This is a genomic window from Pseudomonas sp. MSSRFD41, from assembly GCF_014230245.1.
Classification (GTDB): Bacteria; Pseudomonadota; Gammaproteobacteria; order Pseudomonadales; family Pseudomonadaceae; genus Aquipseudomonas; species Aquipseudomonas piscis.
Map to the genome: position 1 here is coordinate 43,517 of NZ_JACKZK010000023.1, position 22,461 is coordinate 65,977.

The 22,461-nt window shown below is 66.5% G+C and carries 14 protein-coding genes and 1 pseudogene; 5 read left to right on the forward strand and 10 right to left on the reverse strand.

Annotated elements, in window-relative coordinates:
- The first annotated feature begins 108 nt into the window (after positions 1–108).
- Positions 109–1,455 carry an acyl-CoA dehydrogenase family protein gene (locus H7A76_RS26010; RefSeq protein WP_185701158.1) on the forward strand — a complete coding sequence of 449 codons (1,347 nt, stop codon included), beginning with the start codon at positions 109–111 and terminating at the stop codon, positions 1,453–1,455.
- Here the strand turns inward: H7A76_RS26010 and poxB are convergent.
- Positions 1,452–3,221: a ubiquinone-dependent pyruvate dehydrogenase gene (gene poxB / locus H7A76_RS26015; protein WP_185701159.1), complete on the reverse strand. Its 1,770-nt coding sequence runs from the start codon at positions 3,219–3,221 to the stop codon at positions 1,452–1,454. The genes H7A76_RS26010 and poxB overlap by 4 nt on opposite strands.
- Before the next feature lie 157 nt (positions 3,222–3,378).
- Between poxB and H7A76_RS26020 the strand changes: the two genes are divergently transcribed.
- Positions 3,379–4,311 carry a helix-turn-helix transcriptional regulator gene (locus H7A76_RS26020; protein WP_185701160.1) on the forward strand — a complete coding sequence of 311 codons (933 nt, stop codon included), beginning with the start codon at positions 3,379–3,381 and terminating at the stop codon, positions 4,309–4,311.
- A gap of 141 nt (positions 4,312–4,452) precedes the next feature.
- Complete coding sequence (locus tag H7A76_RS26025) at positions 4,453–6,660, forward strand: TonB-dependent siderophore receptor (protein WP_185701161.1); 2,208 nt, start codon at positions 4,453–4,455, stop codon at positions 6,658–6,660.
- Positions 6,661–6,690: 30 nt separating this feature from the next.
- Here H7A76_RS26025 and H7A76_RS26030 read toward each other — a convergent pair whose 3' ends face one another.
- The 4 genes from H7A76_RS26030 to H7A76_RS26045 all read right to left on the reverse strand — a co-directional run bounded on the left by H7A76_RS26030 (position 6,691) and on the right by H7A76_RS26045 (position 10,495).
- On the reverse strand, positions 6,691–7,740 hold the full coding sequence (locus H7A76_RS26030; protein WP_185701162.1) for an NAD(P)/FAD-dependent oxidoreductase: 1,050 nt from the start codon (positions 7,738–7,740) through the stop codon (positions 6,691–6,693).
- Between the two features lie 19 nt (positions 7,741–7,759).
- Entirely contained in the window at positions 7,760–8,323 is a 564-nt protein-coding gene (locus H7A76_RS26035; protein ID WP_185701163.1) for a GrpB family protein, read from the reverse strand.
- Between the two features lie 136 nt (positions 8,324–8,459).
- A complete protein-coding gene (locus tag H7A76_RS26040) occupies positions 8,460–10,001 on the reverse strand; it encodes an MFS transporter (protein ID WP_185701164.1) in 1,542 nt (513 codons plus the stop codon).
- A complete protein-coding gene (locus H7A76_RS26045) occupies positions 9,998–10,495 on the reverse strand; it encodes a heme-binding protein (RefSeq protein WP_185701165.1) in 498 nt (165 codons plus the stop codon). Before H7A76_RS26045 ends, H7A76_RS26040 begins: the two co-directional genes overlap by 4 nt.
- 103 nt (positions 10,496–10,598) lie before the next feature.
- Between H7A76_RS26045 and H7A76_RS26050 the strand changes: the two genes are divergently transcribed.
- The gene (locus tag H7A76_RS26050) at positions 10,599–11,483 is read left to right on the forward strand and encodes a LysR family transcriptional regulator (RefSeq protein WP_185701166.1); all 885 of its coding nucleotides are present in this window, start codon (positions 10,599–10,601) and stop codon (positions 11,481–11,483) included.
- 467 nt (positions 11,484–11,950) lie between these two features.
- Entirely contained in the window at positions 11,951–13,534 is a 1,584-nt protein-coding gene (locus tag H7A76_RS26055; RefSeq protein WP_185701167.1) for a TerC family protein, read from the forward strand.
- 33 nt (positions 13,535–13,567) lie between these two features.
- On the opposite strand, the gene H7A76_RS26060 is transcribed toward H7A76_RS26055, so the two are convergent.
- The 5 genes and pseudogenes from H7A76_RS26060 to wecB form a co-directional block, all read right to left on the reverse strand.
- The gene (locus H7A76_RS26060) at positions 13,568–14,650 is read right to left on the reverse strand and encodes a GGDEF domain-containing protein (protein ID WP_185701168.1); all 1,083 of its coding nucleotides are present in this window, start codon (positions 14,648–14,650) and stop codon (positions 13,568–13,570) included.
- Positions 14,651–14,668: 18 nt separating this feature from the next.
- Entirely contained in the window at positions 14,669–15,514 is an 846-nt protein-coding gene (locus tag H7A76_RS26065; protein WP_185701169.1) for a DUF4434 family protein, read from the reverse strand.
- The gene (locus H7A76_RS26070) at positions 15,514–18,672 is read right to left on the reverse strand and encodes an NfrA family protein (protein ID WP_185701170.1); all 3,159 of its coding nucleotides are present in this window, start codon (positions 18,670–18,672) and stop codon (positions 15,514–15,516) included. The genes H7A76_RS26065 and H7A76_RS26070 overlap by 1 nt, the downstream gene beginning before the upstream one ends.
- A pseudogene (nrfB, locus tag H7A76_RS32645) lies at positions 18,669–20,844 on the reverse strand (cyclic di-3',5'-guanylate-activated glycosyltransferase NrfB). The gene H7A76_RS26070 and the pseudogene nrfB overlap by 4 nt, the downstream one beginning before the upstream one ends.
- On the reverse strand, positions 20,841–21,992 hold the full coding sequence (wecB, locus tag H7A76_RS26080) for a non-hydrolyzing UDP-N-acetylglucosamine 2-epimerase (protein WP_185701171.1): 1,152 nt from the start codon (positions 21,990–21,992) through the stop codon (positions 20,841–20,843). Before wecB ends, nrfB begins: the two are co-directional and overlap by 4 nt.
- Positions 21,993–22,461 lie beyond the last annotated feature (469 nt).

A 22,461-nucleotide genomic window follows, 5' to 3' on the forward strand; every position in this document is an offset into this window, starting at 1 on the left:
CGTATTCACGGCCGGCTGGCAGCCCGGAGGCGGCAGTCTTTACGAAGTCTTTAGGTCGCCACGAATCCACACGGCTGCCCATGAACCTTCGAAGAGGGGCTGGTCGCGTTGCCCTATGAGGCGCCCTACGCGCAATTCTCGCGAGTGGTCCAGGCCGGCCTGGTCAACCTCTACGAAGGCGCCGGGGCGGTGGCGGCGTGCCCGCTGGTGATGACCGATGGCGCGGTACGGTTGTTGTCGCTGCACGATGCCGATCTCGCCGCACGCTACCTGCCGCATCTGTTGGCCCGTGACCAGGGATGGACTTGCGGCCAGTGGATGACCGAGAAGGAGGGCGGTTCCGACATCGGCCAGGCTTCCACCCTAGCGCGCCCCCTCGGCGACGGCACCTGGGCATTGAGTGGCACCAAATGGTTCACTTCGGCCGCGACCTCGCAGGTGGCGCTGGCATTGGCCCGGCCGGAAGGCGAAGCGCCCGGCAGCAAGACCCTGGCGCTATTTCTGCTGGAGTTGCGCCAGCCTGATGGCCAGTGGAACCACATTCGTGTCCGGCGCCTGAAGGACAAGCTCGGCACCCGCGCCCTGGCGACCGCCGAGGTGGATCTGCAAGGCACGATCGCCCGGCCGGTGGGCGGACTCGACCGGGGCGTGGGCAAGATCGCCGACCTGCTCAACGTTGCGCGGTTGTGGGCTTCCTGGGGCGGCCCAGCGGGGGTTGGGCATCTATTGATGATGGCTCGCGACTACGCGGGCAAGCGTCGGGTATTTGGCCAGTGGTTGCGGGACCAGCCGTTGCATCGCCAGTGGCTCGCACGGATCGGCGCCGAGTACGAAGCGATGCTCGCGCTGAATTTTGAAACTGCGCTGGCCCTCGGCCGGCATGAACAGGGCCAGGATTCATCCGGCCTGGCTCGCCTGCTGGCGCCATTGAGCAAGCTTGCCTGTGCAAGGCAGAGTATCTGGGCCGCTAGCGAGCTGGTCGAGAGCTTCGGAGGGGCTGGTTACCTGGAAGACACGGGGATTGCCCGAGTGCTGCGCAATGTGCACGTTCACTGCATCTGGGAAGGCACCACGTCGGTGTTGGCCCACGATGTGCTGCGGGCCTTGCACGGTACTGATCTTGGCGCGGTCTTTCTGGACGATATCGAGCGGCGCCTGGGATCGGCCGGTGCTGCTGCGGCGCCTGTCGCAGGGCCGATTCGCCAGGCCTGCCAAGCACTGCGGCAATTGGCCGGCGCAGCCGAAGAAAGGGATGGCCGGCGCCTGGCCTGGGGCATGGCGCGAACCTACCAGGCGGTGTTGTTGCTGGAAGCGGCGATATGGCGCCAGGCCCACAAGGCGGACGCCAGCGGCTGGACTGCGTTGCAGTTGTTCATCCTGCAACCGCTGGTGCCGCCGGCATTACCGGTGAGCGAAGCCGAGCTGGGAGACCTGGCTTTCGGTGCCGCCTGCTAGCGACCAGAGCCGTCCAGGCCCAGCTTGCGGCTGAGCCAGTTGCCCTTGGGCCAGTTGGTCCGTGCCAGCTCCACCACCTCGTCGCCGCGACCACTCATCACCGCCTTGAGCATGTACAGGCTCATGCCCTTGGCCTGCTCCAGCTTGATCGCCGGTGGGATGACCAGTTCCTGGGTCGCGGTGACCACGTCCACCAGCACCGGGCCGTCATGGTCCAGGGCGGTGCGCAGGGCGCCTTCCAGGCTTTCGGAGTCCTCGACCCGCAGGCCGAGGATGCCCATGGCGTTGGCCATGGCGGCGAAGTCCGGGTTGTGCAGGTCGGTGCCGGTGTCCAGGTAGCCGGCGGACTTCATCTCCATGGCGACGAAGCCCAGGGCCGCGTTGTCGTAGACGATGATCTTCACCGGCAGCTTGAGCTGGACCAGGGAAATGAAGTCCCCCATGAGCATGCTGAAGCCGCCGTCGCCGGCCAGGGCAATGACTTGGCGTGCGGGGCAGGCGGCCTGGGCGCCGATGGCCTGGGGCATGGCGTTGGCCATGGAGCCGTGGTTGAACGAGCCCAGCAGGCGCCGCTGGCCGTTCATCTTCAGGTAGCGCGCGGCCCATACCGTGGGTGTGCCGACATCGGCGGTGAAGATCGCATCGGCGTCCGCCAGTTCGCTGACCATCCGGGTGAGGTACTGCGGGTGCACCGGCCGTCCCTGTGCCGCAGGTTGGGCCAGGTCGTCCAGGCCCTGGCGGGCCTTGGCGTAGTGCTCCAGGGAGGTGTCCAGGAAACGCCGGTCGCCCTGGTAGGGCAAGCGTGGCAGCAAGGCGGCGAGGGTCTCGCTGACGTCGCCGACCACGCCCAGGTCCAGGGGTACCCGCCGGCCCAATGCCTGTGGATCGCGGTCGATCTGGATCACGCAAGCATCCGTCGGATAGAACTGGCGATAGGGGAAATCGGTGCCCAGCAGTACCAGGGTGTCGCAGTTGAGCATGGCGTGATAACCGGAACTGAAGCCGATCAAGCCGGTCATGCCGACATCGAAGGGATTGTCCCATTCCACATGTTCCTTGCCGCGCAGGGCGTGCACCACCGGCGCGCCCAAGGCATCGGCCAGGGCCACGACCTGGTCATGGGCCCCGGCACAACCGCTGCCGCACAGGAGCGTCACGGCCTGGCTGTGGCTGAGCAGTTCCACCAGGCGGTCCAGGTCATGGGGCGCCGGCAGGGTGCGTGGGGCGTGTAACGGTGGCCATGGCTTGCTGGTCGTCGGCACTTGCTGCAAGGCCACGTCCCCGGGGATCACCACCACGGCCACGCCGCGCTCGAGGATCGCACTGCGCATGGCCCGGTGCAGCACCTCGGGCATCTGCGCCGGGTGGCTCACCAGCTCGACGAAGTGGCTGCATTCCTTGAACAGTTCCTGGGGGTGGGTTTCCTGGAAATAATCCAGGCCGATCTCCGAGGATGGGATCTGCGCGGCGATGGCCAGCACCGGCACCCGGCTGCGGTGGCAGTCGAACAGTCCATTGATCAAGTGCAGGTTGCCCGGGCCACAACTGCCGGCGCACACCGCCAATTGGCCGGTGACAGCAGCTTCGGCGCCAGCGGCGAAGGCCGCCACTTCCTCATGGCGCACGTGCATCCATTGGATGCTTTGCATGCTCTGCAGGGCGTCGGTGAGGCCGTTGAGGCTGTCGCCGGTCAGCCCCCAGATACGCTTGACCCCGGCCTGTTCGAGGGTCTGGGCCAGTTGTCGGGCAATGCTGATGTTCGCCATGGGGGGTCTCCTGCCGTGGGATGGGAAATCGTCGCGATCAACAGGGGACAGCGGGCGAGGGCGGATGATTCCATGAGAATGTGCGAATGAGAATTAATGCTAATATCGCCGCCCGACTTTCTCTCTGCGAGCACCGGCCTTGCATCCGATACCCCGATTGGACCAACGCTACTACCTGCGCGACTTCCGCCAGCTTGGCGAACGTCATGCCGTGCGCTATAGCCTGCCTGGCGCAGGGAACGAGGATGACGCTACCTGCCTGATGCAGGGACTCATCGCCGAGCATCGCCTGCCCGGCGGCCTGGTCCTGGTGAGCTCCGACGTGCTGCCGTTCCACAACTACCGGGCCGATTCGCTGCGCATGCCATGCCTGGGCCTGGCGCTGCTGCTCGAAGGAAGCGCGGCACTGAGCTTCACCCGGGACCAGTCGCTGCTGCCCGGTCATTGCGTCACGAGCTTGTGCGCCGATGGCCGGCCCATGTCGGCCTTGCACTTGGCCGGAGCGCGGTTGCGAGGCCTGAACCTTGCGCTCCAGACTCCGGAACAACTGTCCGATGAACGACTGGCGCAGTTGCTGCACGACGCCTTGCGCCGCCGTGGCTCGCAAATGAACGGCATGTCGCTGCCGATGAACGTGCGCCTGGCTATCGATGACCTGCTCGGCGGGCGCTGGCAAGGCAGCCTGCAAAACCTGCTGTGCCAGGGCGTGGCCCTGCAATTGCTGGCCCATGCCCTGGCTGGCCTGGAGTCTGCCCGCGAGCAGGCCGGCCACCTCGGTTCCCGGGACCGCCGACTGCTGGAGCGGGTTCGCGAGCGCCTGCACCAGGCTCCCGGCGAGGAACACTCGCTCACTGAGTTGGCACAGCTGGCGTGCATGAGCAGCAGCTCGCTGCGCAGCAAGTTCCGAGCGGCCTATGGGCAGACGGTCTTCGGCTACCTGCGCGAACGGCGCCTGCAGGTCGCCCATGGGCGGTTGCAACAAGGCTGGTCGGTGCAGCAGGCGGCGCATTTCGTGGGTTATCGCCACGCCAGCAATTTCGCCACGGCCTTTCGCCAGCGCTTCGGCGTGGCCCCCGGCAGCTGCGGTTGAACGCCAGTGACGGCTTGGCGGCGCTTATCCGCGTCGGAACCGGCAGCCCCCATAACATCCTCGGCATCCGGCAAAACCTGGGCAGGATACAGATGTGAATAATGCGCATCCGACAATAGTGTTCATCGGATAACCATTCCCATGTATTGCCCAGACTCCCGCGCTTTCCCGCGTCGTGCCCACTGCCTACCCGCCGCCGTGTTCGGTGGCTTGCTGGTGTCCCTCTCGGCTTCGGCCGAAGAACCTGACCGCCGTTCCAGGTCGAACGCTTCATTGGTGCTCCCCACCCTGAAAGTGCAGGGCCGGCAGGAGCTGGGCGAGACCACCGAAGGCTCTGGCAGCTACACCACTGGCGCCATGTCCACGGCCATCGGCCTGCCGCTGTCGATCCGCGAAACCCCGCAATCGGTCAGCGTCGTCACCCGCCAGCGCATCGAGGACCAGGGCCTGGCCACCACGGCCGAGATCCTGGCCAGCGCCCCGGGGATTTCCTATACCCGCAGCGACAGCAATCGCCTGGCGTTTTCCGCCCGGGGCTTCGCCATCGACAACTTCCAGTTCGACGGCCTGGCATCGCCCATCAACAATCTGTGGAACTTTGGCGCCACCGACATGGACTCGGCCATCTATGACCGGGTGGAAATCGTGCGCGGTGCCACGGGGCTGCTGACCGGCGCCGGCAATCCCTCGGCGGCGGTGAATTTCGTGCGCAAGAAGCCGTTGGCGGATTTCGCCATCAGCGGCTCGGCCGGCGCCGGGCGCTGGGGCGAGCGACGTGGCGACTTCGACCTGTCGCTGCCCTTGGCGGCGGATGGGAGGGTGGCGGCGCGGCTGGTGGCGGCCTATTCGGAAAAAGACAGCTACACCCGCTTTCTGGAAAACGACTCACGCACGCTCTACGGGGTGGTCAGCGCCGAGCTGACCCCCAGTACGCGGTTGACCACCAGCCTGGAGTACCAGCGCAGCCGGGTGCGGGGCATGGGCAGTGGTTTTCCGTTGTTCTACAGCGATGGTTCGCGCACCGACTTCGGCCGTTCGACCGCCAACAACACCCGCTGGAGCCGTACCGGCAGTGAGTCCACCACGGCCTTCGTCGACCTGGAGCACACCCTGGCCAACGACTGGAAGCTGCGTACGGCCTACAGCCGCTACGAGGGTGGCTATGACATGCACTCGCTGTTTCGCGGTGGTTTTCCGGACCGTGCCACCGGCCTGGGCATGAAGGTCAATTTCCTCAATTACGATGGCGAGCGCAGCCGCGATACCTGGCACCTGACGGCCAGCGGCCCGTTCCAGTTACTGGGACGCCAGCATGAACTGGGCCTGGGCTGGATGAGCATCGACGACGACCTGAACATCGACCAGTTCCAGCCCGCTGGCAAAACCCCGGCAATCGGCAGCTTCACCGACTGGCGCAACGGGCGCATTCCCGAGCCGGTGTGGTCACGCACCCGGTCCTCGGGCGACGCCACCCATACCCGGCAGACCGGTGGCTACCTGGTGACCCGGCTGTCCCTGGCCGATCCATTGCACTTGATCCTCGGGGCGCGGATCAGTGACTGGCGGATCGACCAGGATTACTACGGCGCCCAGCGCCAGTACCGCTACAAGAATGAAGTCACGCCCTATGCCGGGTTGATCTACGACATCGATTCGACCTACAGCGCCTACGCCAGCTACACCAGCATCTTCAACCAGCAGAACGCCCGTGGCGCCAACGGCAGCATCCTCGATCCGGTGACGGGCGACAGCTACGAGGTGGGGCTCAAGGCGGCCTACCTGGAGGGACGGCTCAATGCCGCGCTGGCGGTCTACCGTACCCAGCAGGAAGGGCTGGCCGAGGCCATCCCCGGGGTGAACGTGCAAGGGCGGCCCAACGAGCAGGCCTACAAGGCCGGCACCGGGGCGCGGGTCGATGGTTTCGACCTGGACCTGAGCGGCCAACTGAGCGATGCCTGGAACCTGTCCGCCAGCTATACCCACTTCATCGCCCGCAATAGCGATGGCCGGGCGATCAACACCGAGTTCCCCAGGACCCAGTTCAAGCTGTTCACCACCTATCGCCTCTGGGGCCCCCTGGAGCGTCTGACCCTGGGCGGCGGCACCACCTGGAACAGCCGCACCTCGCGCAACCGGGTGTCCAGCCCGCGGGGCTTGACCGATGTGGGCCAGGGCGCCTACGCCTTGACCAGCCTGATGGCGCGCTACCAGGTCAACGACAACCTGTCGGTCAGCGCCAACCTGGATAACCTGTTCGACAAGCGTTACTACGAGCAGCTGGGCTTCTACAGCCAGGGTTTGTGGGGCGAGCCGCGCAGCTTGCGCCTGAGTGCCAAGGCCAGCTTCTGACCTGCGCTCCGGCGCCGTTCGTGGCCCGGCTCAGAGGCCGAATCGGCTGGGGCGGCAGGGCGCGAGTTCCGCGCAGCCGTGCCCCGAAAGCTCCTGGCTGACCAGGCGCCCGACGATCGGTGCCAGGGTCACCCCGGCGTGCATCACCGCCAGGTACAACCCGGGGTACTGGGCGAGCGGGCCGATGATCGGCACCTGGTCATCGGGCATCGGCCGCTGGCCTACTTCGACGCTGCGCAAGGTCACCGCCTCGGCACCACGCAGGGCCTGGCGGATGCTGGCCAGTGCCTGGCGGGCGATGGCCTCGGGCGTTGCGTCATCGAGAGGGTCCTCGGCTGCCAGCAGGCTGCCGTCAGGGGCTTCGCGCACTTCCAGCTGGTCGTTGGAAATCAGGGTCTTGACCAGCCCCCGGGGGGCGTCCAGGCGTAGCAGGATCGATGGCGAAGCGTGCATGGGCAGTTCGATGCCCAACGACTCCAGCAGGGCCGGGGTGCCGCAGCCGGTGGCCAGTACCAGATGGTCGGCCTGATAGACCCCGGTGGCGGTGGCCACGCCGATCCCTTGCTGGTCTTCTACTTGCAGCTCCAGCACCGAGACCTGGGTCAGCACTTGCGCGCCATGGGCGCGGGCGCCCTCGAGCAGGCACAGGGTGGTGGCCACTGGGTCGAGGCTGCCTTCGCCGGGGGCGAACTGCGCGCGTTCCGGCACGGCCCGCAGGTTGGGCTCGAGTTGGGCGATCCGCTGGCGATCCAGCCACTGGCGCGTCGACCCGCAGGGCATTGCGGTGGGTTGCATGGCGTTCGCCTGGTAATAGCACAGCGCGCCGGACCAGTTGATCCGCAGGCCCGGCAGCTCCTGCTCCAGGCGCCGGTATTCGGTCAGCGCCTGTTCGCGCAGGGGCTTCACGGGGCTGGGGTATTCCCCGTGGGGGTTGATCCAGGCGAAGGAGTGGCGCGTGACGCCCGAGCCAGGGGTGGCCTGCTCCAGGACGGTCACCTGGGCGCCCTGGCGGGCCAGGTGGTAGGCGATGGCGGCGCCGACGATCCCGGCGCCCAGCACTATGACCCGTGGATGTTGCATAGCTACCTCGTGGATGGGGTCAGTGGCGGCGCTGGCGTTCGATCAGGGCCTGGGCCTGTACCTGCTGGATCCAGGCGTCCTTGCAATCGCCGTAGGCATGGGAGTCGTCGGGGTGCAGGGCCTGGCAGCGAAGTTTTTCCCGCTGGTAGGCCTGGGCGATATCCGGGTGCCGGCGCAGGTGATCGCGAAACGCCAGGTGGCGCTCGATCTCCGGCGAGCCCTGGGCATAGCAGTGCAGTTGCACCAGGCGGCGACCGCTGGCCGGTTCATCCAGGCTGCAATAGCGCCGTCCGGGCAGGCCCAGCTCGCCGCGCCAGAGGTACCCCAGCGCCTCCAGCGCCGCCTGGCGTTCGTCCAGCTCGGCCAGCGAGCGGACTGTGGGCAGCAGGTCGAGCACCGGCTTGGCGACGATGCCGGGAATCGCGGTGGAGCCGATATGGTGTACCTGCAACAGGTTATCGCCCAGCACGGCATGCAGGGCCTGGGCGATCTGCCGCGCCTGTTCGGCCCACTGCGGGTCATGGGGCAGCAGCTCGACCTTGATCGGGGCCGGCGGGGGAGGAGCAAGTGATTCGCGGTGCATGGCCAAGGTGTCTCCTGACGGTGAAGCCGATTGCAGGGCGCACCTTAACCGTGGGTTCTCAGCCCCGGCAATTGGCTCAATGTTATGAAATTGCAAGCGCCCTCCAGGTGCTGGCCAGGCACCTGGAGGGCGCTGCCTAGCGGCTTTCCAGGGCCAGGCCCCGGGCCTGCGGCAAGGGGTTGCGCATCAGCCGTCCGACCACCAGCGCCCCCAGCAGGGCCAGGCCGCCAGCCACCGCCAGGACCAGGCCGAAGCCACCGGTGAAGGCCTGCAGGGCCAGGGGCTCGACCAGTACCCGGGCACTCTCGGGCAACCCGGCCAGGGCGCCTTGCAGGTCGCCGGCCACCACTCGCGAGGCGATCTCCGGGGCCTGGGCCAACCAAGGCCCGGGGATCCGTCGCAGGTCGTCTTGCAACAGTTGTCGGGTGTGGTTGCCCAACAGTGCGCCGAACACGCCGATGGCCAGCATGATGGCGCTGAAACGCATGGTGGTGCTCAGCCCCGAGGCCATGCCGGTACGTTCCCGGGGGACGCAGGCCATGATGTTCTTCTGCGTGTCGCCGTTGAGCAGGCCGGCGCCGGCGCCGGTCACCGCGATCGCCAGGGCGAAGGCCGGGTAGCCGCCGACCTGCACGGTCCAGGCGCTGAGCAGGTTGCCGCTGCCCACCAGGGCCAGCCCGGCGGCCATCAGTGTGGCGGGCCGGTAGCGCCCGGCCAGGCGTGCGCCGATCCGCGGGCAGACCAGCATGGTCAGGGCGAAGGGCAGCATGCCCAGCCCCGAGGCGATCGCCGAGAAACCCAGGCCGTTCTGCAGGTAGAACGGCAGCAGGGTCATCATCACCTGGGCGCAGCCGGCGTAGGCGAACATGCCCAGCAAGGCGCCGATGAAGCGTGGATGGCGCAACAGCTGCAAGTCCACCATGGGCCTTTGTTGCAGGCGCTCGACCAGCACGAACAGGCCCAGCAGCGCCAACCCGGCCAGCAGGCGCAGGACCGTAGCCGGATGGCCCCAGCCGATGCGGTTGGCCTCGATCAGTCCCCAGATCAGGCACAGCAGGCTGGCGCTGAACACCAGGCTGCCCCAGGGGTCCAGGCGTGCCGCCCGGGTATCGCGGGATTCCGGCACCTGGCGCAGCACGCACCAGAGCAGCAGGGCGCCCACCGGCAGGTTGAAGTAGAAGATCCAGCGCCAGCCCAGGTACTGGGTGATCAGGCCGCCGATCGTCGGCGCGGTGGTCATCGCCAAGCCCATGCAGCCGCCCCAGAAGGCCCAGGCCCTGGCGCGTTCCGTCTCGTCGTGGAAGACATGGCCGATGGTCGCCAGGGCCGAGGTCAGCAGCAGCGCCGCGCCTATTCCCTTGAGTGCCCGCGCCAGGTCCAGCCACAGGGCCGTGGGCGCGGCGCCGCAGCCCACGGAGGCGAGGATGAACAAACCCAGGCCGCACAGCAGGGTGCGCTTGCGGCCGAAGCGGTCGGCCAGGCTGCCGGCCGGGAGCAGCAGGGCGGCGAAGGCCAGCATGTAGGCGCTGACCACCCATTCGATATCGGCGAAGTCGGCGCCCAGGTCGCGGGCGATGCTGGGCAGCGCCACGGCGACGATGTTGGTGTCCAGGATGATCAGCGAGCAGACACCGGAGGCGGTCAGCAGGGTCAGGCGCGGGTTGCCGGAGGTGCTCATGGCGCACTCTGCCGGCCAAGGCCGGCCAGGGCGGCGAGGGCGATTTCATCATCGTGGGCCGGGGTGTCGGCGCTGACCCCGATGGCGCCCACCACCTGGCCCTCGAGCACGATCGGCTGGGCGCCTTTCATCATCAGCAGGCCGGCACTGAGGGCCGCCGGGCGCCCGCCGTTGATGGCGTTTTCCAGGTCGCCCGAGGGGCGGCGAAACAACGCCGAGGTGCGCGCCTTGCCCTGGGCCAGTTCGATCCCGGCGACCACCGGCGCGCCATCCATGCGTGCGCCCAGAACCGGCCAGCCGCCGTCGTCGACTATCACCACGGCACAGGGCCAGCCCTTGGCCCGGGCGGTTTCCTGGGCGGCCTTGAGCAGGACCTGGGCTCGGTCCAGGGTAAGGATTGCCTTGTGGGCAACGGAGGCTTGGGTTTCTGCCGCTACCGCCCCTTGCAGGCTGCAGCAGGTGATCAGGGCCAGAAGCAGGGGTTTGACGCGCATGGCATGGACTCTCTAGTGTGGAGGTCCTGGGAGCTTATCCCGGCCATTGGCGCAGTTCGTTAGCCTCTGGCGGCAAGTTCATTACCTTTTGGCTAACACATCCATGGACATCCGACACTTTCGCTATTTCCTGGCGGTGGCGCGCCAGCGCAACTTCACCCGGGCCGCCGAACAGCTGGGCATCGCGCCACCGACCCTGAGCCGGCAGATCCAGGACATGGAGCAAGCCCTGGGTACGCGGCTGTTCCTGCGCCAGCAGCGCGAGGTCAGCCTTACCGAGGCCGGCGCCACCTTGCTGCTGGAGGCCGAGGCCACGGTGCGCCAGTTCGAGCTGGCCCAGCGCAACGCCCAGCGCGCCGGTCGCGGCGAGATCGGCCATATCGAATTGGGCTACGTGGCCTCGGCGGTGTACTCGGGGGTGCTGCAAAAGCAGGTACAGGAGTTCGTCCGCGACTGCCCGGATGTCAGCCTCAATGTGCGCGAGTGCCCCATGCCCACCTTGCCGGCGCGGATTGCCGACGGTCGCCTGGACATTGGCTATATCCGTTCGCCCATGACCTTGCCGGAAGGGGTGGAGGCGATCCGCCTGGAGGCCGAGGGTTTCGTCCTGGCGTTGCCGGCGCAGTCCTGGCTGTGCCGCCTGCCGCAGATCGCTTGTGAACACCTGATCAATGAAACCTTCATCCTGCCGGAACAGATCAACGGCACCTTGCAGGTGGCCGCCGAAGGCGGTTTTGCCCCCAGGCTCGGCGCCCAGCCCGGAGGGCTGGTGGCGGTCATGGCCCTGGTGTCCCTGGGCCAGGGCGTGGCGGTGGTGCCGGAATCGGTGGTGGGCCACCTGGGCCTGCCCCAGGTGTTGTACCGACCGATCGTCGGAAGTTCGGCTGCATCCTGGCTGTCGCTGATCCATCGCCGTTTCGAACAGGCGCCGGCGGTGGCGCGCTACATTGAGCAGGTACGCCGCGACCATCGCGCCGGCCAGCGCTGATCGTAGCCGCTGTCGAGCCTGCGAGACTGCGTCCGGGCGCGCAGCGGCCGCCATGGTGGTCGGCGGGCTATCCTGGAGACATCGCGAACCGTAAACCGGGCGGCTCATGTTGATTTGTACGCAGTTTGCGGTAGCGACGATTCGCAGCATCTCGCAGGGCTGCGGATAAAATCTTGTAATGATTTGCCGCTGGGGCTACGAAGCCCGGGCCTTGTAATCTCCCAATCCGTTTTTTCACTCAGGACTTGCATGAACACGCTCTCGGAGCCTCCCAGTCGGTGCTCTCATCCCGCCTTACCCCCTGCTTTCCCACGCCACTGCGTCATCCTGAGGCGCAGGCGCCCAGGCTGCCCTGCCAGTAGCCACGTTTTCCCGGCATCCGCCGCTTCCCACCCTTGCCAGAACGTCCCCGAGGCCTTGCGCCTTGGCGTCGTGTCGCGCCTGGCCGCTTGAGGAACCTGAATCGTATGGAATGGATCGCAGACCCCACGGCCTGGCTTGGCCTCTTGACCCTGATCATCCTGGAGCTGGTGCTGGGCATCGATAATCTGGTGTTCATCGCCATCCTCGCCGACAAGCTGCCGCCCCATCAGCGCGATCGGGCGCGGATCATCGGCCTGTCCCTGGCTCTGCTGATGCGCCTGGGCCTGCTGGCCAGTATTTCCTGGATGGTGACCCTGACCCAGCCGTTGTTCGAGGTATGGGGCAAGAGCTTCTCGGGCCGTGACCTGATCCTGCTGTTCGGTGGTGTGTTCCTGTTGTTCAAGGCCACCATGGAGTTGCACGAGCGCCTCGAGGGCCATGTCAGCCAGCGGGCCAGCAACGCCGGTTATGCGCTGTTCTGGCCCATCGTGGCGCAGATCGTGGTGCTCGATGCGGTGTTCTCCCTGGACGCGGTGATCACCGCCGTGGGCATGGTCGATGAACTGGCGGTGATGATGATCGCGGTGGTGGTGTCCATCGGCGTGATGATCGTGGCCAGCAAGCCGCTGACCCGCTTCGTCAACAGCCACCCGACGGTGATCATGTTGTGCCTGGGCTTTCTGATGATGATCGGCTTCAGCCTGACCGCCGAGGGCCTGGGTTTCCACATTCCCAAGGGCTACCTGTACGCGGCCATTGGCTTCTCGATCCTGATCGAGCTGTTCAACCAGATCGCCCGGGCCCGGCGCAAGAAGTCCATGCAGGGCCTGCGGCCCATGCGCGAGCGTACGGCCCACGCGGTGATGCGCCTGCTGGGTGGGCGCAAGCTGGCAGCGGAGGAGGTGGGCGAGGATATCGCCGACCTGGTGGAAGGCGACGAGACCGCGCCCAACGAGCTGTTCGACCGCCGCGAGCGGGTGATGATCAGCGGCGTACTGCAACTGGCCGAACGCCCGATCCGCAGCCTGATGACGGTACGTGCCGACGTCGACTACATCGACCTGGCCGACGACGCCGAAAGCATCCGCGAGAAACTGATGCATTCGTCCTACTCACGCCTGCCGCTGATTCGCGACGGCGCGGTGGAGGAGCCGCTGGGCTTCGTGCACAAGAAGGAACTGCTCAAGGAGTACCTGGCCGGCAACCCGCCGAACCTTGCGCATCTGGCGCGTACGACGATCAACCTGCTGGACAGCTTCACGGTCCTCAATGCCCTGGAGCAGATGCGCAAGGCCTCGACCCACATCGCCTTCGTGATCAACGAGTTCGGCGATTTCGTCGGCGTCCTGAGCATGACCGACATCCTCGAGTCCATCGCTGGCGAGTTGCCTGACGCCAGCGAAATCGAAGGTCCGGACATCGTCGAGGAGCAGGGCGGGTTCCTGGTCAGCGGTGCCTTGAACCTGGCGCAGATCCGCCAGCGCACCGGCTTCGCCGCCGAACCGACCGAGGACTACCAGACCCTGGCCGGACTGGTCATGAGCCTGCTGGACCGCTTGCCGGTCAAGGGCGATTGCCTGGAGTGGCAAGGCTGGAGCCTCCGGGTGATGACGGTCGAGGAACGGCGGGTGACCCGGGTCTTGCTGCTGGCTGGGGAGCGGGTTGACGATCGCGGCTCCCAGGCTTGAGCCGGGCAACACAGATCGGCGCCTGGCCAAGGCTCACAAGCTGGCGTGGAAGGTATAGCGATCCTTGCCGCTGTGCTTGGACTGGTACAGGGCCTGGTCGGCCTTGACCAGCACCTGGTTCAGGCTGTCGTCGTCCTCGACCCGGGCCAGGCCGATGCTGATGGTCACCGGCGGCCCAGCCGACTGCTCGCGCACCCGCTGGCACAAGCGTGCGGCCAGCAGTTCCACGGCTTCGCGCCGTACCCCCGGCAGGTAGACGGCGAACTCCTCGCCGCCCAGGCGCGCATAGTCGAAATCCACCATCACCGACTGGATGTCGGCGGCGACGCGCTTGAGTACCTCGTCGCCGCTGTCGTGCCCATAGCGGTCGTTGATCTTCTTGAAATTGTCGATGTCGATCATCGCCAGGTAATGCTCGGGTTCCCGGGGCCGGACCTTGAGGCGCTGGTCGGCGCGGGCCATGAATGAGCGGCGGTTGGGAATCTCGGTCAGGGCGTCGACATAGGCCTGCTCCAGCAGGCGCTTGGCCATGATGTAGTTGTACAGCCGGGCCTGGCGCAGGGTGATGAAGCTGTACAGGGTCAGCGCGGTGAGGAACAGCGAGTAGGCCAGGACGATCAGGCCCTTGAGTTCGCTGATCGAGGTGCGGGTCATCCAGTAAGGATTGAGCACGCTCCAGGTGATCAGCACCGCGACGAAGAACGACCAGCGCCGCAACGGCATCACCGAGGCGCTGTAGAGAATGCTCGAGGCGCCGAGGATCAGCCAGACCGGGTGCAGCTCCATGGGCAGGCCCTCGATCACCAGGCGCACGGCCAGGGCAATGACCAGCACGAACAGCAGGTTGACCCATTGGAAGTGCCGGGCTTTGTGGGTGAAGCCCAGGATGATGGTGTCGATCACCAGTAAGGTCAGGAATACCAGCGAAAGGAAGGTGAAGCCCTGCTGGCCGGGAAAGCTGACGATCAGGTCGAAGATCAGCCAGATGCTCAGGCTGGCGATGTAGGTCAGGATGCAGAAGCTGTGCAGGCGTTCGAAGTCGTACTGGGCGAATTCGTTTTTCAAGGCCGCCGGGGCGGCCTGGCTGAGTACCTGTTCTTCAATGGTCCTGAACATCGCCGGCCCTTGAGTGAGCTAAGGAGTGCGCAAGGCCTGGCCCCAGGGTCGGTAGCGCAGGGAGAACACCGCGCTGGCATGGCAGCCGGCCGGTCGTGCATCGGGAGTCGCAGGTTCCGCGCGAAACGGCTGGCCTTCGCCGCTGGTCTGGCGGAAGGCCTCGTGGACGATGCCGACCCCACAGGGCAGGGCGCTGGCATAGCTGTCGCGCACCATGGGGGCCAGGCGTGCGGTGCCGGCGCCATCTTGCCACCAGACCTGCAGGCCGGCGCTGGCCAGTTCGCCGAGCCAGGCGCCATTTACCTGCGGTGCCAGGTGTCCGGCGCTGAAGGCGCTCAGGTGCAGTGGCGCGTCGAGCTGGCGGGCGAAGTCCTTGAGCTGGCGTTGCAGGGTGGTCCGGCGCTGGGCATCGAGAAAATGCAGGTCGTCCAGTTCCATGGGCAGGTACCAGCCGCTGACCGGCAGTTGCCAGTCCTCGCGCAGCTTGCGCTGGCGCGCCAGGGAAGTGCCCAGTTGGGCCTGCCAGTAGGTTTCCAGGCCGGCGCTGTCCAGTTGCTCGATGCGCGGGTAGTAGGCCGGGTCCATGTACAGCCCCAGCACCAGTTGCAGGCCCTGTTCGCGGGCCTGGCGCAGGCTGTCGGCGAGCCAGCCATGGGCGCCGCCGAAGTGCGAGTCGCCGTAGGCGGTCCACTGCACGATCAGGGTCTTTACGCCGTTGCGGGCGCTGTCCTGCCAGATCTTGCGCCATTGTTCGCGGCCCAGGGCCGAATCGCTGTTCAAGGGTTGGTAGAACAACCGTTCCTCGGCCTGGGCGTGCAGGCCCAGGCCCAGCCACAGCAGGGTGATGTACATCAGTCGTTTCATCAGAAATTCAGCTCCACGCCCACCAGGATGCCATTGCCGCCTTCATACAGATTGCCGCCAAGGGATTGCTGGTACTCGGTGCGCACGGTCAGGCGCGAGCGATAGGCGTTGTATTGGTCGTCATCGAACCAGTATTGCCAGCGCAGGCCGAGTCCGGTGCGCAGGTCCTGGCGCCAGTCGTTGCTCGGGTCCTGGGCGGCGAACTCGAGAAAACCGTAGGGCATGATGGTCTGTGGGCTGCCCACCGGCAGCTTCCAGGCATGGCCCTGCTGGTAGCGCGACAGCCATTGGTGGTCGCCGGCCTTGGTCCACCAGGCCGCATCCAGGTAGAGGAAACGTTCGTCCCAGTCGCTTTCGTCGATGCGCCAGTCGTTGCGGTAGCGGCCCTGGTCGAGGACCGAGGCGGTGGCCCGCAGCAGGTAGTCGGTACTGGTGTGGCCACGCTTGCGATGGTCGTTGAGCTGGTCCAGCAGTCGCCCGGGGTCGAGCATCTGGCCCAGGCTCAGGCCGTGGTTGTCGTGGTCGTCGAACTGGCTCTGCTTGTAGATCTCGCCGTAGAAGTTGACGTTGGCGTTGCCCCAGGGCTTGTAGCGCAAGCCGACCCCGGCCGCGGCCGATTCGCCATAGGACGAGCGCCCCTGGCCACCCAGCAAGGTGCGGCCGTAGACCGACAGGCTGCTGCCGTTGCGGCTCGGTTCCTCGCCCAGGGCGTGATCCCACAGGGCCATCTGTACGTTCTGCGACTGAGGGTGGCGCCGGCTGCCCTTGACGCTGTTGTCCGGCAGTAGGTTGTTGTTGGTCGATACCCCGCCTGGTGACCAGGTGCTGGCGATGGTCACGCTATCGCGCCGGGACAGGGCCTCGTGGGCGCGGCGCTGGCGATAGCGGCGCGCTTCCAGGCTGCCGTTCTCGTCGTCGCCGGCCACCGGGTTCTGCTCCAGGTCGATGACCCGGCGCAGCTCCTGGCGGGCGGCGGTGCTGTCTTCGGCTTCGGCGTAACGCCAGGCCAGGGCTTCGCCCAGGCGATAATCCTCGGGGAAATCACCGGTGGCCCGTTGCAGGTGGGCAATGGCCAGGCGCCGTTGCTCCGGGGTGTCGGTGGCGGCCAGGCGCATGCCGTAGTCGGCAGCAAAGCGCGAGTTGTCCGGTTGCCGGCGCACGGCCTCGGCCAGCCACTGGGTGCTTTGTTCCGGCTCGCCGGCCTTTTGCGCGGTAATCGAGGCCGCGTAGTAGTGCCCGGCGTCGGGTGACTGGGCCAGCGCCTGGTGCTGGCGTTGCAGGGCTGTCGGGTAGTCGCCGCGTTGCTCGGCGATCGCCGCGCCCAGTGCCCACTCGTTGGCACCACGGCTGCTGCTTTGCTGCCAGTAGCGTTCGGCGCTGGGGTTGTCGCCGACGTTTAAGGCGCTGCGGCTGGCGGTGAGCCGGGCGTTATCGCTCAATTGCGCATCCGGGACGCTACGCCAGGCGGTCAGGGCCGCGGCCGAGTCGCCAGCGGCCTCCAGGGCATAGGCCAGGGGCAGGCGGCTGCCACGGTCGCCCAGGCGTTCGGCGGCCTGGTACCAGGCCACGGCGGCGCCGGGTTGCCCGGGCATGGCGCAGCGCCCCAGTGCGCGATATTCGCTCGCATCCCGGGGTTGCTGGCCAATGCTCTGCCGTACCACATCGCAGTGCCCGTTTTCGGCCAGCTGGGCCAATAGCTGGCTGCGGGTGGCGGGGGCGGTCCGCTTGATCAGCCCTGTCATGCGCTGCAATTGCAGCGGGTTCAACTGCGGCGTGGCGGCATAGAGCCCGGCCAGGCGCTGCAGCAGCGGGGCGGGCAGGGCGCCCGCGTGGCGGTCGTAGGCTTGCTCCAGCAGGGCCTGGGCATGGGGCTGGCGTCCAGCGGCCAGGGCCAGGTAGGTGGCCTGGTCCAGGGCCGTGAGGTTGCCGCCCTGGCGGTACTGGCGCTCCCACAACTCGGCGGCCTCGCGGTTGCGGCCCTGGGCCTGGAGCAGCTCGGCGCGCTTTTTCAGCACTGGCAGCGTCTGCGGTTGCTGGCCCAGCCATTGCAGCGCCCGGGCGCCCTGGCCCTGTTCCTGCCAGACCTCGATCAGCCGCTCGCGCCGGGCCGTGTCCCAGGGTTCGGGCAGGCTCTGGTTTTGCAGCAGGTCGCTGGCCTGCAGGCGCTGGGCCAGCACCAGCCAGGCTTGGGGATCATCCTGGGGCGAGCACTGGCGCAGTTGCTTGAGGGCCGCATCCGGGTCGTGCCGCGAGAGCCATTCGACGGTCTCCAGGCAGGGGCGGCGCAGTTCGTCGCTGAGGCGGCGCACGGTGTCGCTATCGTTCTCCTCGCGGGCCAGTTCCCAGTGCTGCAGGCGGATCGCCGGGTCGGCCTGCTCGGCCGGCGACAGGCGCAGGATCCAGCGTTGGGCCTGGTTGTTGCGGCCCAGGGCGATGGCCCGCTGGATCATCGCCCGGTGTACCTGATGCGCCGCTTGGGGGCTGGGCGCCTGCTCGAGCAGTCGTTCCAGCTTGGTTTCGTCCAGGTGCTGCATGTAGGCGTTGGCCAGGCGTTGCCAGCCTTCGGCGTCCAGCTGCCTGCTGGCGGCCAGCGGTTCGAGCTGAGCGATGGTGTCGCCGCTGTTGCTCAACTGCTCGGACCAGTTGGCCCGGGCCTGGCGCAGTTCGGCGTCGTCGCCCTTGGCCGGCAACTGTGCCAGCCAGTCGTAGGCGCGCTGGGGGCCGCCGGAGGTGGCCAGGCTCAGGCTATAGGCCTGCCACAACTGGGTGCGCTGGGCCGGGGGAGCGCTGTCGAGCCAGCGTTGCACTTGCTCCGGGGCGGGCGGGTCCTGGTCGATCCAGGTCAGGTGCAGGTCCAGTAGCGCCTCGCTGTCCTGGGGGGCGTTGGCCATGGCTTGCACCGCATCCTTGTAGCGCCGCTGCTTGGCCAGGGACTGGGCCAGCAGGCCCTGGGCTTCCTGGTTCCTGGGCACGCGCTGCAGCAGGTGCCGGGTCAGGCGCTCGACTTCCTTCCAGTTGCCCTTCTGTGCTTCGCGGTAGCCACGGTCGAGGTAGGGATAGCTGCGAAAACGCTCGAACTCGGTCAGTTCCTGGGCCAGGACCGTGCCGGACAGGCCCAGCAGCAGGCTGCCCAGCAGCCAAGGGGTGCGCTTGTTCATGGGGCCACCTGCGCCACGATGCTGTAGGCCGCCTGTTGTTCCTCGGCCTGGTCGGCCAGGGCCTGTTGCAGCACCTGGGCGGTGATCATGCCGCGTTCGACCAGGTGCTCGCCCAGGGAGCCGCGGTCGGCGTCGTAGTCGATCATGGCCTGGTTGAACAGGCTCGCCGGGACCAGGCCGTGTGCTTGCAGCAGGCGGCCGATCTGCACCTGGTGATGGCTGACCCGTTCGAGCAGCGCCTCGTCATCCTGGTGCCGTTCCAGGGTGGCGAGCATGCGCCGGGTTTCCTCGCCCTGGTGCTTGCCCGGGTACCAGTGGCGGATACCCAGGGTCACTCGGCCCTGAGGCGCCAGGCGGCATTTGACCGGGCGCTTGAGCTGGCGGCTGATGGCCCCCAGCGAGACTTGGCTGACCGGGTCCTCGGAGGCCAGGACCAGCGTGCCATCCTCGTCCATGACCGGCAGCACGCCGTACTGCACGGCGATGCGCCGGGGCACGCTGGCGATCAGTTGGGGATCGAGCTTGAACGGATTGAGCGGTGCCCACTCCAGCTCGAACTGCGCGGCCAGCTCCTGTACCAGCTGGAGGCTGTCGATGTAGCCGCGCACCAGCAGTTCGCGTCCCAGGCGCCGGTGCAGCGGGCTGGTGAGCACGGCTTCGAGCTGTGCTTCGCTGAGCAGGCCCTTGTCCACCAGGCGATGGCCCAGGGGCGTGCGCTGTGCCTTGGTCAGGGCCGGGAATTCATGGGTGGTCTTGTCCCAGGCGACCCGTCGCGAGTCGCCCATCTGCAAGACCTGGCGCAGTGCCCGCAGGTTGGCGAAGAAATTGACGAAGTTGCTCCACATCATGCGTGGAGCCGAGAGCAGGCCCTGGCCCAGGCCATAGAAACGGGTGACGAACCAGGCGCGCTGGAACAGGCGGTTGGCCAGCATCAGGCCGTTGAGCCAGAGCAGCGCCGCCAGCAGCGGGCTGTCGCTGAGGATCGACTGGAAGTGCCAGGCGTCCGGGGACAGCACGGTGATCAGCCACATGCCCAGCAGGACCAGGAGCAGCAGGTTCACCAGGAAACTCAGCAGGTAGGCGATCAGCCCGCGGCGATCGCGCCAGAGGAAGTAGTTGAGCAGGTTCTTGCGGCTCCAGCCCAGGTTGGTGGTGCCCTGGAACACGATGCCGACGATCCAGCGCGACTTCTGCCGGACGGCGTGCTGCCAGTCCCGGGGGAAATGCTCGCGCACGCAGATCACCTGGGCGAACTGGCGGTTCATCCCCGGGGCCCACTCATAATCCAGGGCCAGCTTCGGATCGTTCACCGAGTAGCGGGCGAAAATGCACTTCATGCCCTTTTGCTTCAGGCGAAAGCCGATGTCGTAGTCCTCGGTCAGGCTCTGCACGTCGAAGGCGATGCCGTCGCCGTCTTCCAGCAGGGCGCTGATGGCCCGGCGGCTGAAGCAGGTGCCGACCCCGGCGCTGGGCACCTGGCCGGTCAGGGCCTCGCGCACGATCACGTCCTTGCCGTGGTTCTCGGCGAACTCGTCGACGTAGTGGCCGGCGGTGAAGCCCTGCCATTGCGGTGCGTAGGGATAGACCGGGATCTGGATCAGGTCCTTGTTGGGCAGCAGGTAGTTGAACAGGCGCAGTTCCATGGGCGAGATCACGTCTTCCGTCATGCAGGATGAATCCGGCGAATTCGATCTTCGCCTCGCTCTCGAAGCGCAGGATGGCGTCGATGATGTTGTTCAGGCAGTCGGCCTTGCTGGTGGGGCCGGGGCGCGCGCAGACCACCTTGTGCACATTGGGGTAGTGCTGGCACACCGCGTCGACGTCGGCCTGGGTCTCGGCGTCGTTGGGGTAGGTGCCGACGAAGATCTGGTAGTTCTGGTAGTCGATGGTGGAGGCGGCCAGGCGCGCCATCTCGCCCACCACGCCGACCTCGTTCCAGGCCGGGACCATGATCGCCAGGGGTTTTTCCGCGGCCTCGAACAGCCGTTGCTCGTCTGCCCGCTGGAACTTCTCGTAGATGCGCCAGCGCCGGATCAGCTTGCGGGTCCAGTACACCAGGTCGATGAACAGGTCATCCAGGCCCAACAGGAACATCAGCAGGGCCAGGGTGATGGCCAGGTACTTCAGGCCATAGAGGATGTAGATGAAAAAATCGATCAGCTCCAGGTTCATGCGGGGCCACCCGCGGCTTGAGCCTCCAGCCAGGCGCTCAAGCGGCGGGCGATGTGTTCGCTGGCGTGGCCATCGCCATAGGGGCTGTGGACCCGGCTCATGCGTGCATACACCTGTTGATCGTCCAGCAGTTCGCTGGCGTGGCGCACGATGCGCTCACGGTCGGTGCCCACCAAAAGCACGGTGCCGCCTTCGAGCACGGCGGGGCGTTCGGTGACCTCGCGCAGCACCAGTAGCGGCTTGCCGATGGCCGGGGCTTCCTCCTGGATACCCCCGGAGTCGCTGAGAATGAAGTACGAGCGTCCCATCAGCCAGACAAAATGCTGATAGTCCTGGGGCGGGATCAGGTAGATGTTGGGCTTGTCCGACAGCAGGCCGTATACCGCGCTCTGTACCTGGGGATTGAGGTGGACCGGGTACACGAACTGGACGTCCGGGTAGCGCTGTCCCAGTTCGGCCAAAGCTTCGCAGATCTGCTGGAAACCATCGCCGAAGTTTTCCCGGCGGTGGCCGGTGACCAACACCATGCGCCGGCTGTCGTCGAGGATCGCCAGCGGTGAATGGGCGCTTGGCCGCCAGTGCAGTTCTTCCTGGTGGCCGCGCATCCACAGCAGGGCGTCGATCACGGTGTTGCCGGTGATCTCGATATTGGCTTCCGGCACGCCTTCACGCAGCAGGTTGGCCTCGCATTTGGCAGTAGGGGCGAAATGCAGGTCGGCGATCACCCCGGTCAGGCGGCGGTTGGCCTCTTCCGGCCAGGGCGCCTTGAGGTTGCCGGTACGCAGGCCGGCCTCGACGTGGCCGATGGGGAGCTGGCGGTTGAACGCGGCCAGGGCGGCGATGAAGCTGGTGGTGGTGTCGCCATGCACCAGTACCATGTCCGGGCACAGGCGCTCGTAGGTGGCATCCAGGTTGATCAGCAATTGCTGGGAAAGGCCATTCAGGGACTGGCCCTGGGTCATGACCTGCAGGTCTTCGTCGACCTCCAGCTCGAACGAATCGAGCACCTGCTTGAGCATCTCCCGGTGCTGTCCGGTGGAGCAGATGTGCAGTTCGATTCCTGGCCATTGACGCAGGGCTCGCGCCAGGGGCGCCATCTTGATTGCCTCTGGGCGTGTTCCGAAAACCATCATGACTTTGAATGGCATTGACCCCTCCTGGGTAGTGATGCAACCGGGCCTGGTCCTGAATGAAAGCAGTGGGCTCCACTCTTGTCCAACCAGGAGGCGGAACCCTGGCGGCCGCTCAAGGGCGAGGTTGCAAAGAAAAGAGGGCGTCTGGCAGTGGGACGAAATCGAAGTTCCGGGAGCCTGGGATAAATCGTTCGGAAAATGCAAAAGGATGTGTCGGCCAGTCCCCGGTTCCAGGGCTGAAAGTCAATCTTTGGTGATATTTCGTCATAAAAATGACGCTGATCGCCATTTATCGGGATGTCTGAAAAATGGCGGTGAGGATCGTGTCAATATGACGGCGCGCGCTGCTAGAATGCGCGCTATTGGTCGTTCGTCGAACGACTGCAAGTCATGAGTCTGTTGCGTGGGGTGGTTGCGTGGGGCGTGCGTTGGCGGTGTATGTGATGGGAATGGCGTTGGTCTTGACGTGCTTCGCTTGGGCGGC

Bases quoted from the DNA above. Each gene is read 5' to 3' on its own strand.
- wecB (WP_185701171.1), bottom strand. From the start codon at position 21,992: ATGCCATTCAAAGTCATGATGGTTTTCGGAACACGCCCAGAGGCAATC.
- H7A76_RS26025 (WP_185701161.1), top strand. From the start codon at position 4,453: ATGTATTGCCCAGACTCCCGCGCTTTCCCGCGTCGTGCCCACTGCCTA.
- H7A76_RS26065 (WP_185701169.1), bottom strand. From the start codon at position 15,514: ATGAAACGACTGATGTACATCACCCTGCTGTGGCTGGGCCTGGGCCTG.
- H7A76_RS26040 (WP_185701164.1), bottom strand. From the start codon at position 10,001: ATGAGCACCTCCGGCAACCCGCGCCTGACCCTGCTGACCGCCTCCGGT.
- H7A76_RS26055 (WP_185701167.1), top strand. From the start codon at position 11,951: ATGGAATGGATCGCAGACCCCACGGCCTGGCTTGGCCTCTTGACCCTG.
- H7A76_RS26030 (WP_185701162.1), bottom strand. From the start codon at position 7,740: ATGCAACATCCACGGGTCATAGTGCTGGGCGCCGGGATCGTCGGCGCC.
- H7A76_RS26050 (WP_185701166.1), top strand. From the start codon at position 10,599: ATGGACATCCGACACTTTCGCTATTTCCTGGCGGTGGCGCGCCAGCGC.
- H7A76_RS26035 (WP_185701163.1), bottom strand. From the start codon at position 8,323: ATGCACCGCGAATCACTTGCTCCTCCCCCGCCGGCCCCGATCAAGGTC.
- H7A76_RS26045 (WP_185701165.1), bottom strand. From the start codon at position 10,495: ATGCGCGTCAAACCCCTGCTTCTGGCCCTGATCACCTGCTGCAGCCTG.
- poxB (WP_185701159.1), bottom strand. From the start codon at position 3,221: ATGGCGAACATCAGCATTGCCCGACAACTGGCCCAGACCCTCGAACAG.
- H7A76_RS26070 (WP_185701170.1), bottom strand. From the start codon at position 18,672: ATGAACAAGCGCACCCCTTGGCTGCTGGGCAGCCTGCTGCTGGGCCTG.
- H7A76_RS26060 (WP_185701168.1), bottom strand. From the start codon at position 14,650: ATGTTCAGGACCATTGAAGAACAGGTACTCAGCCAGGCCGCCCCGGCG.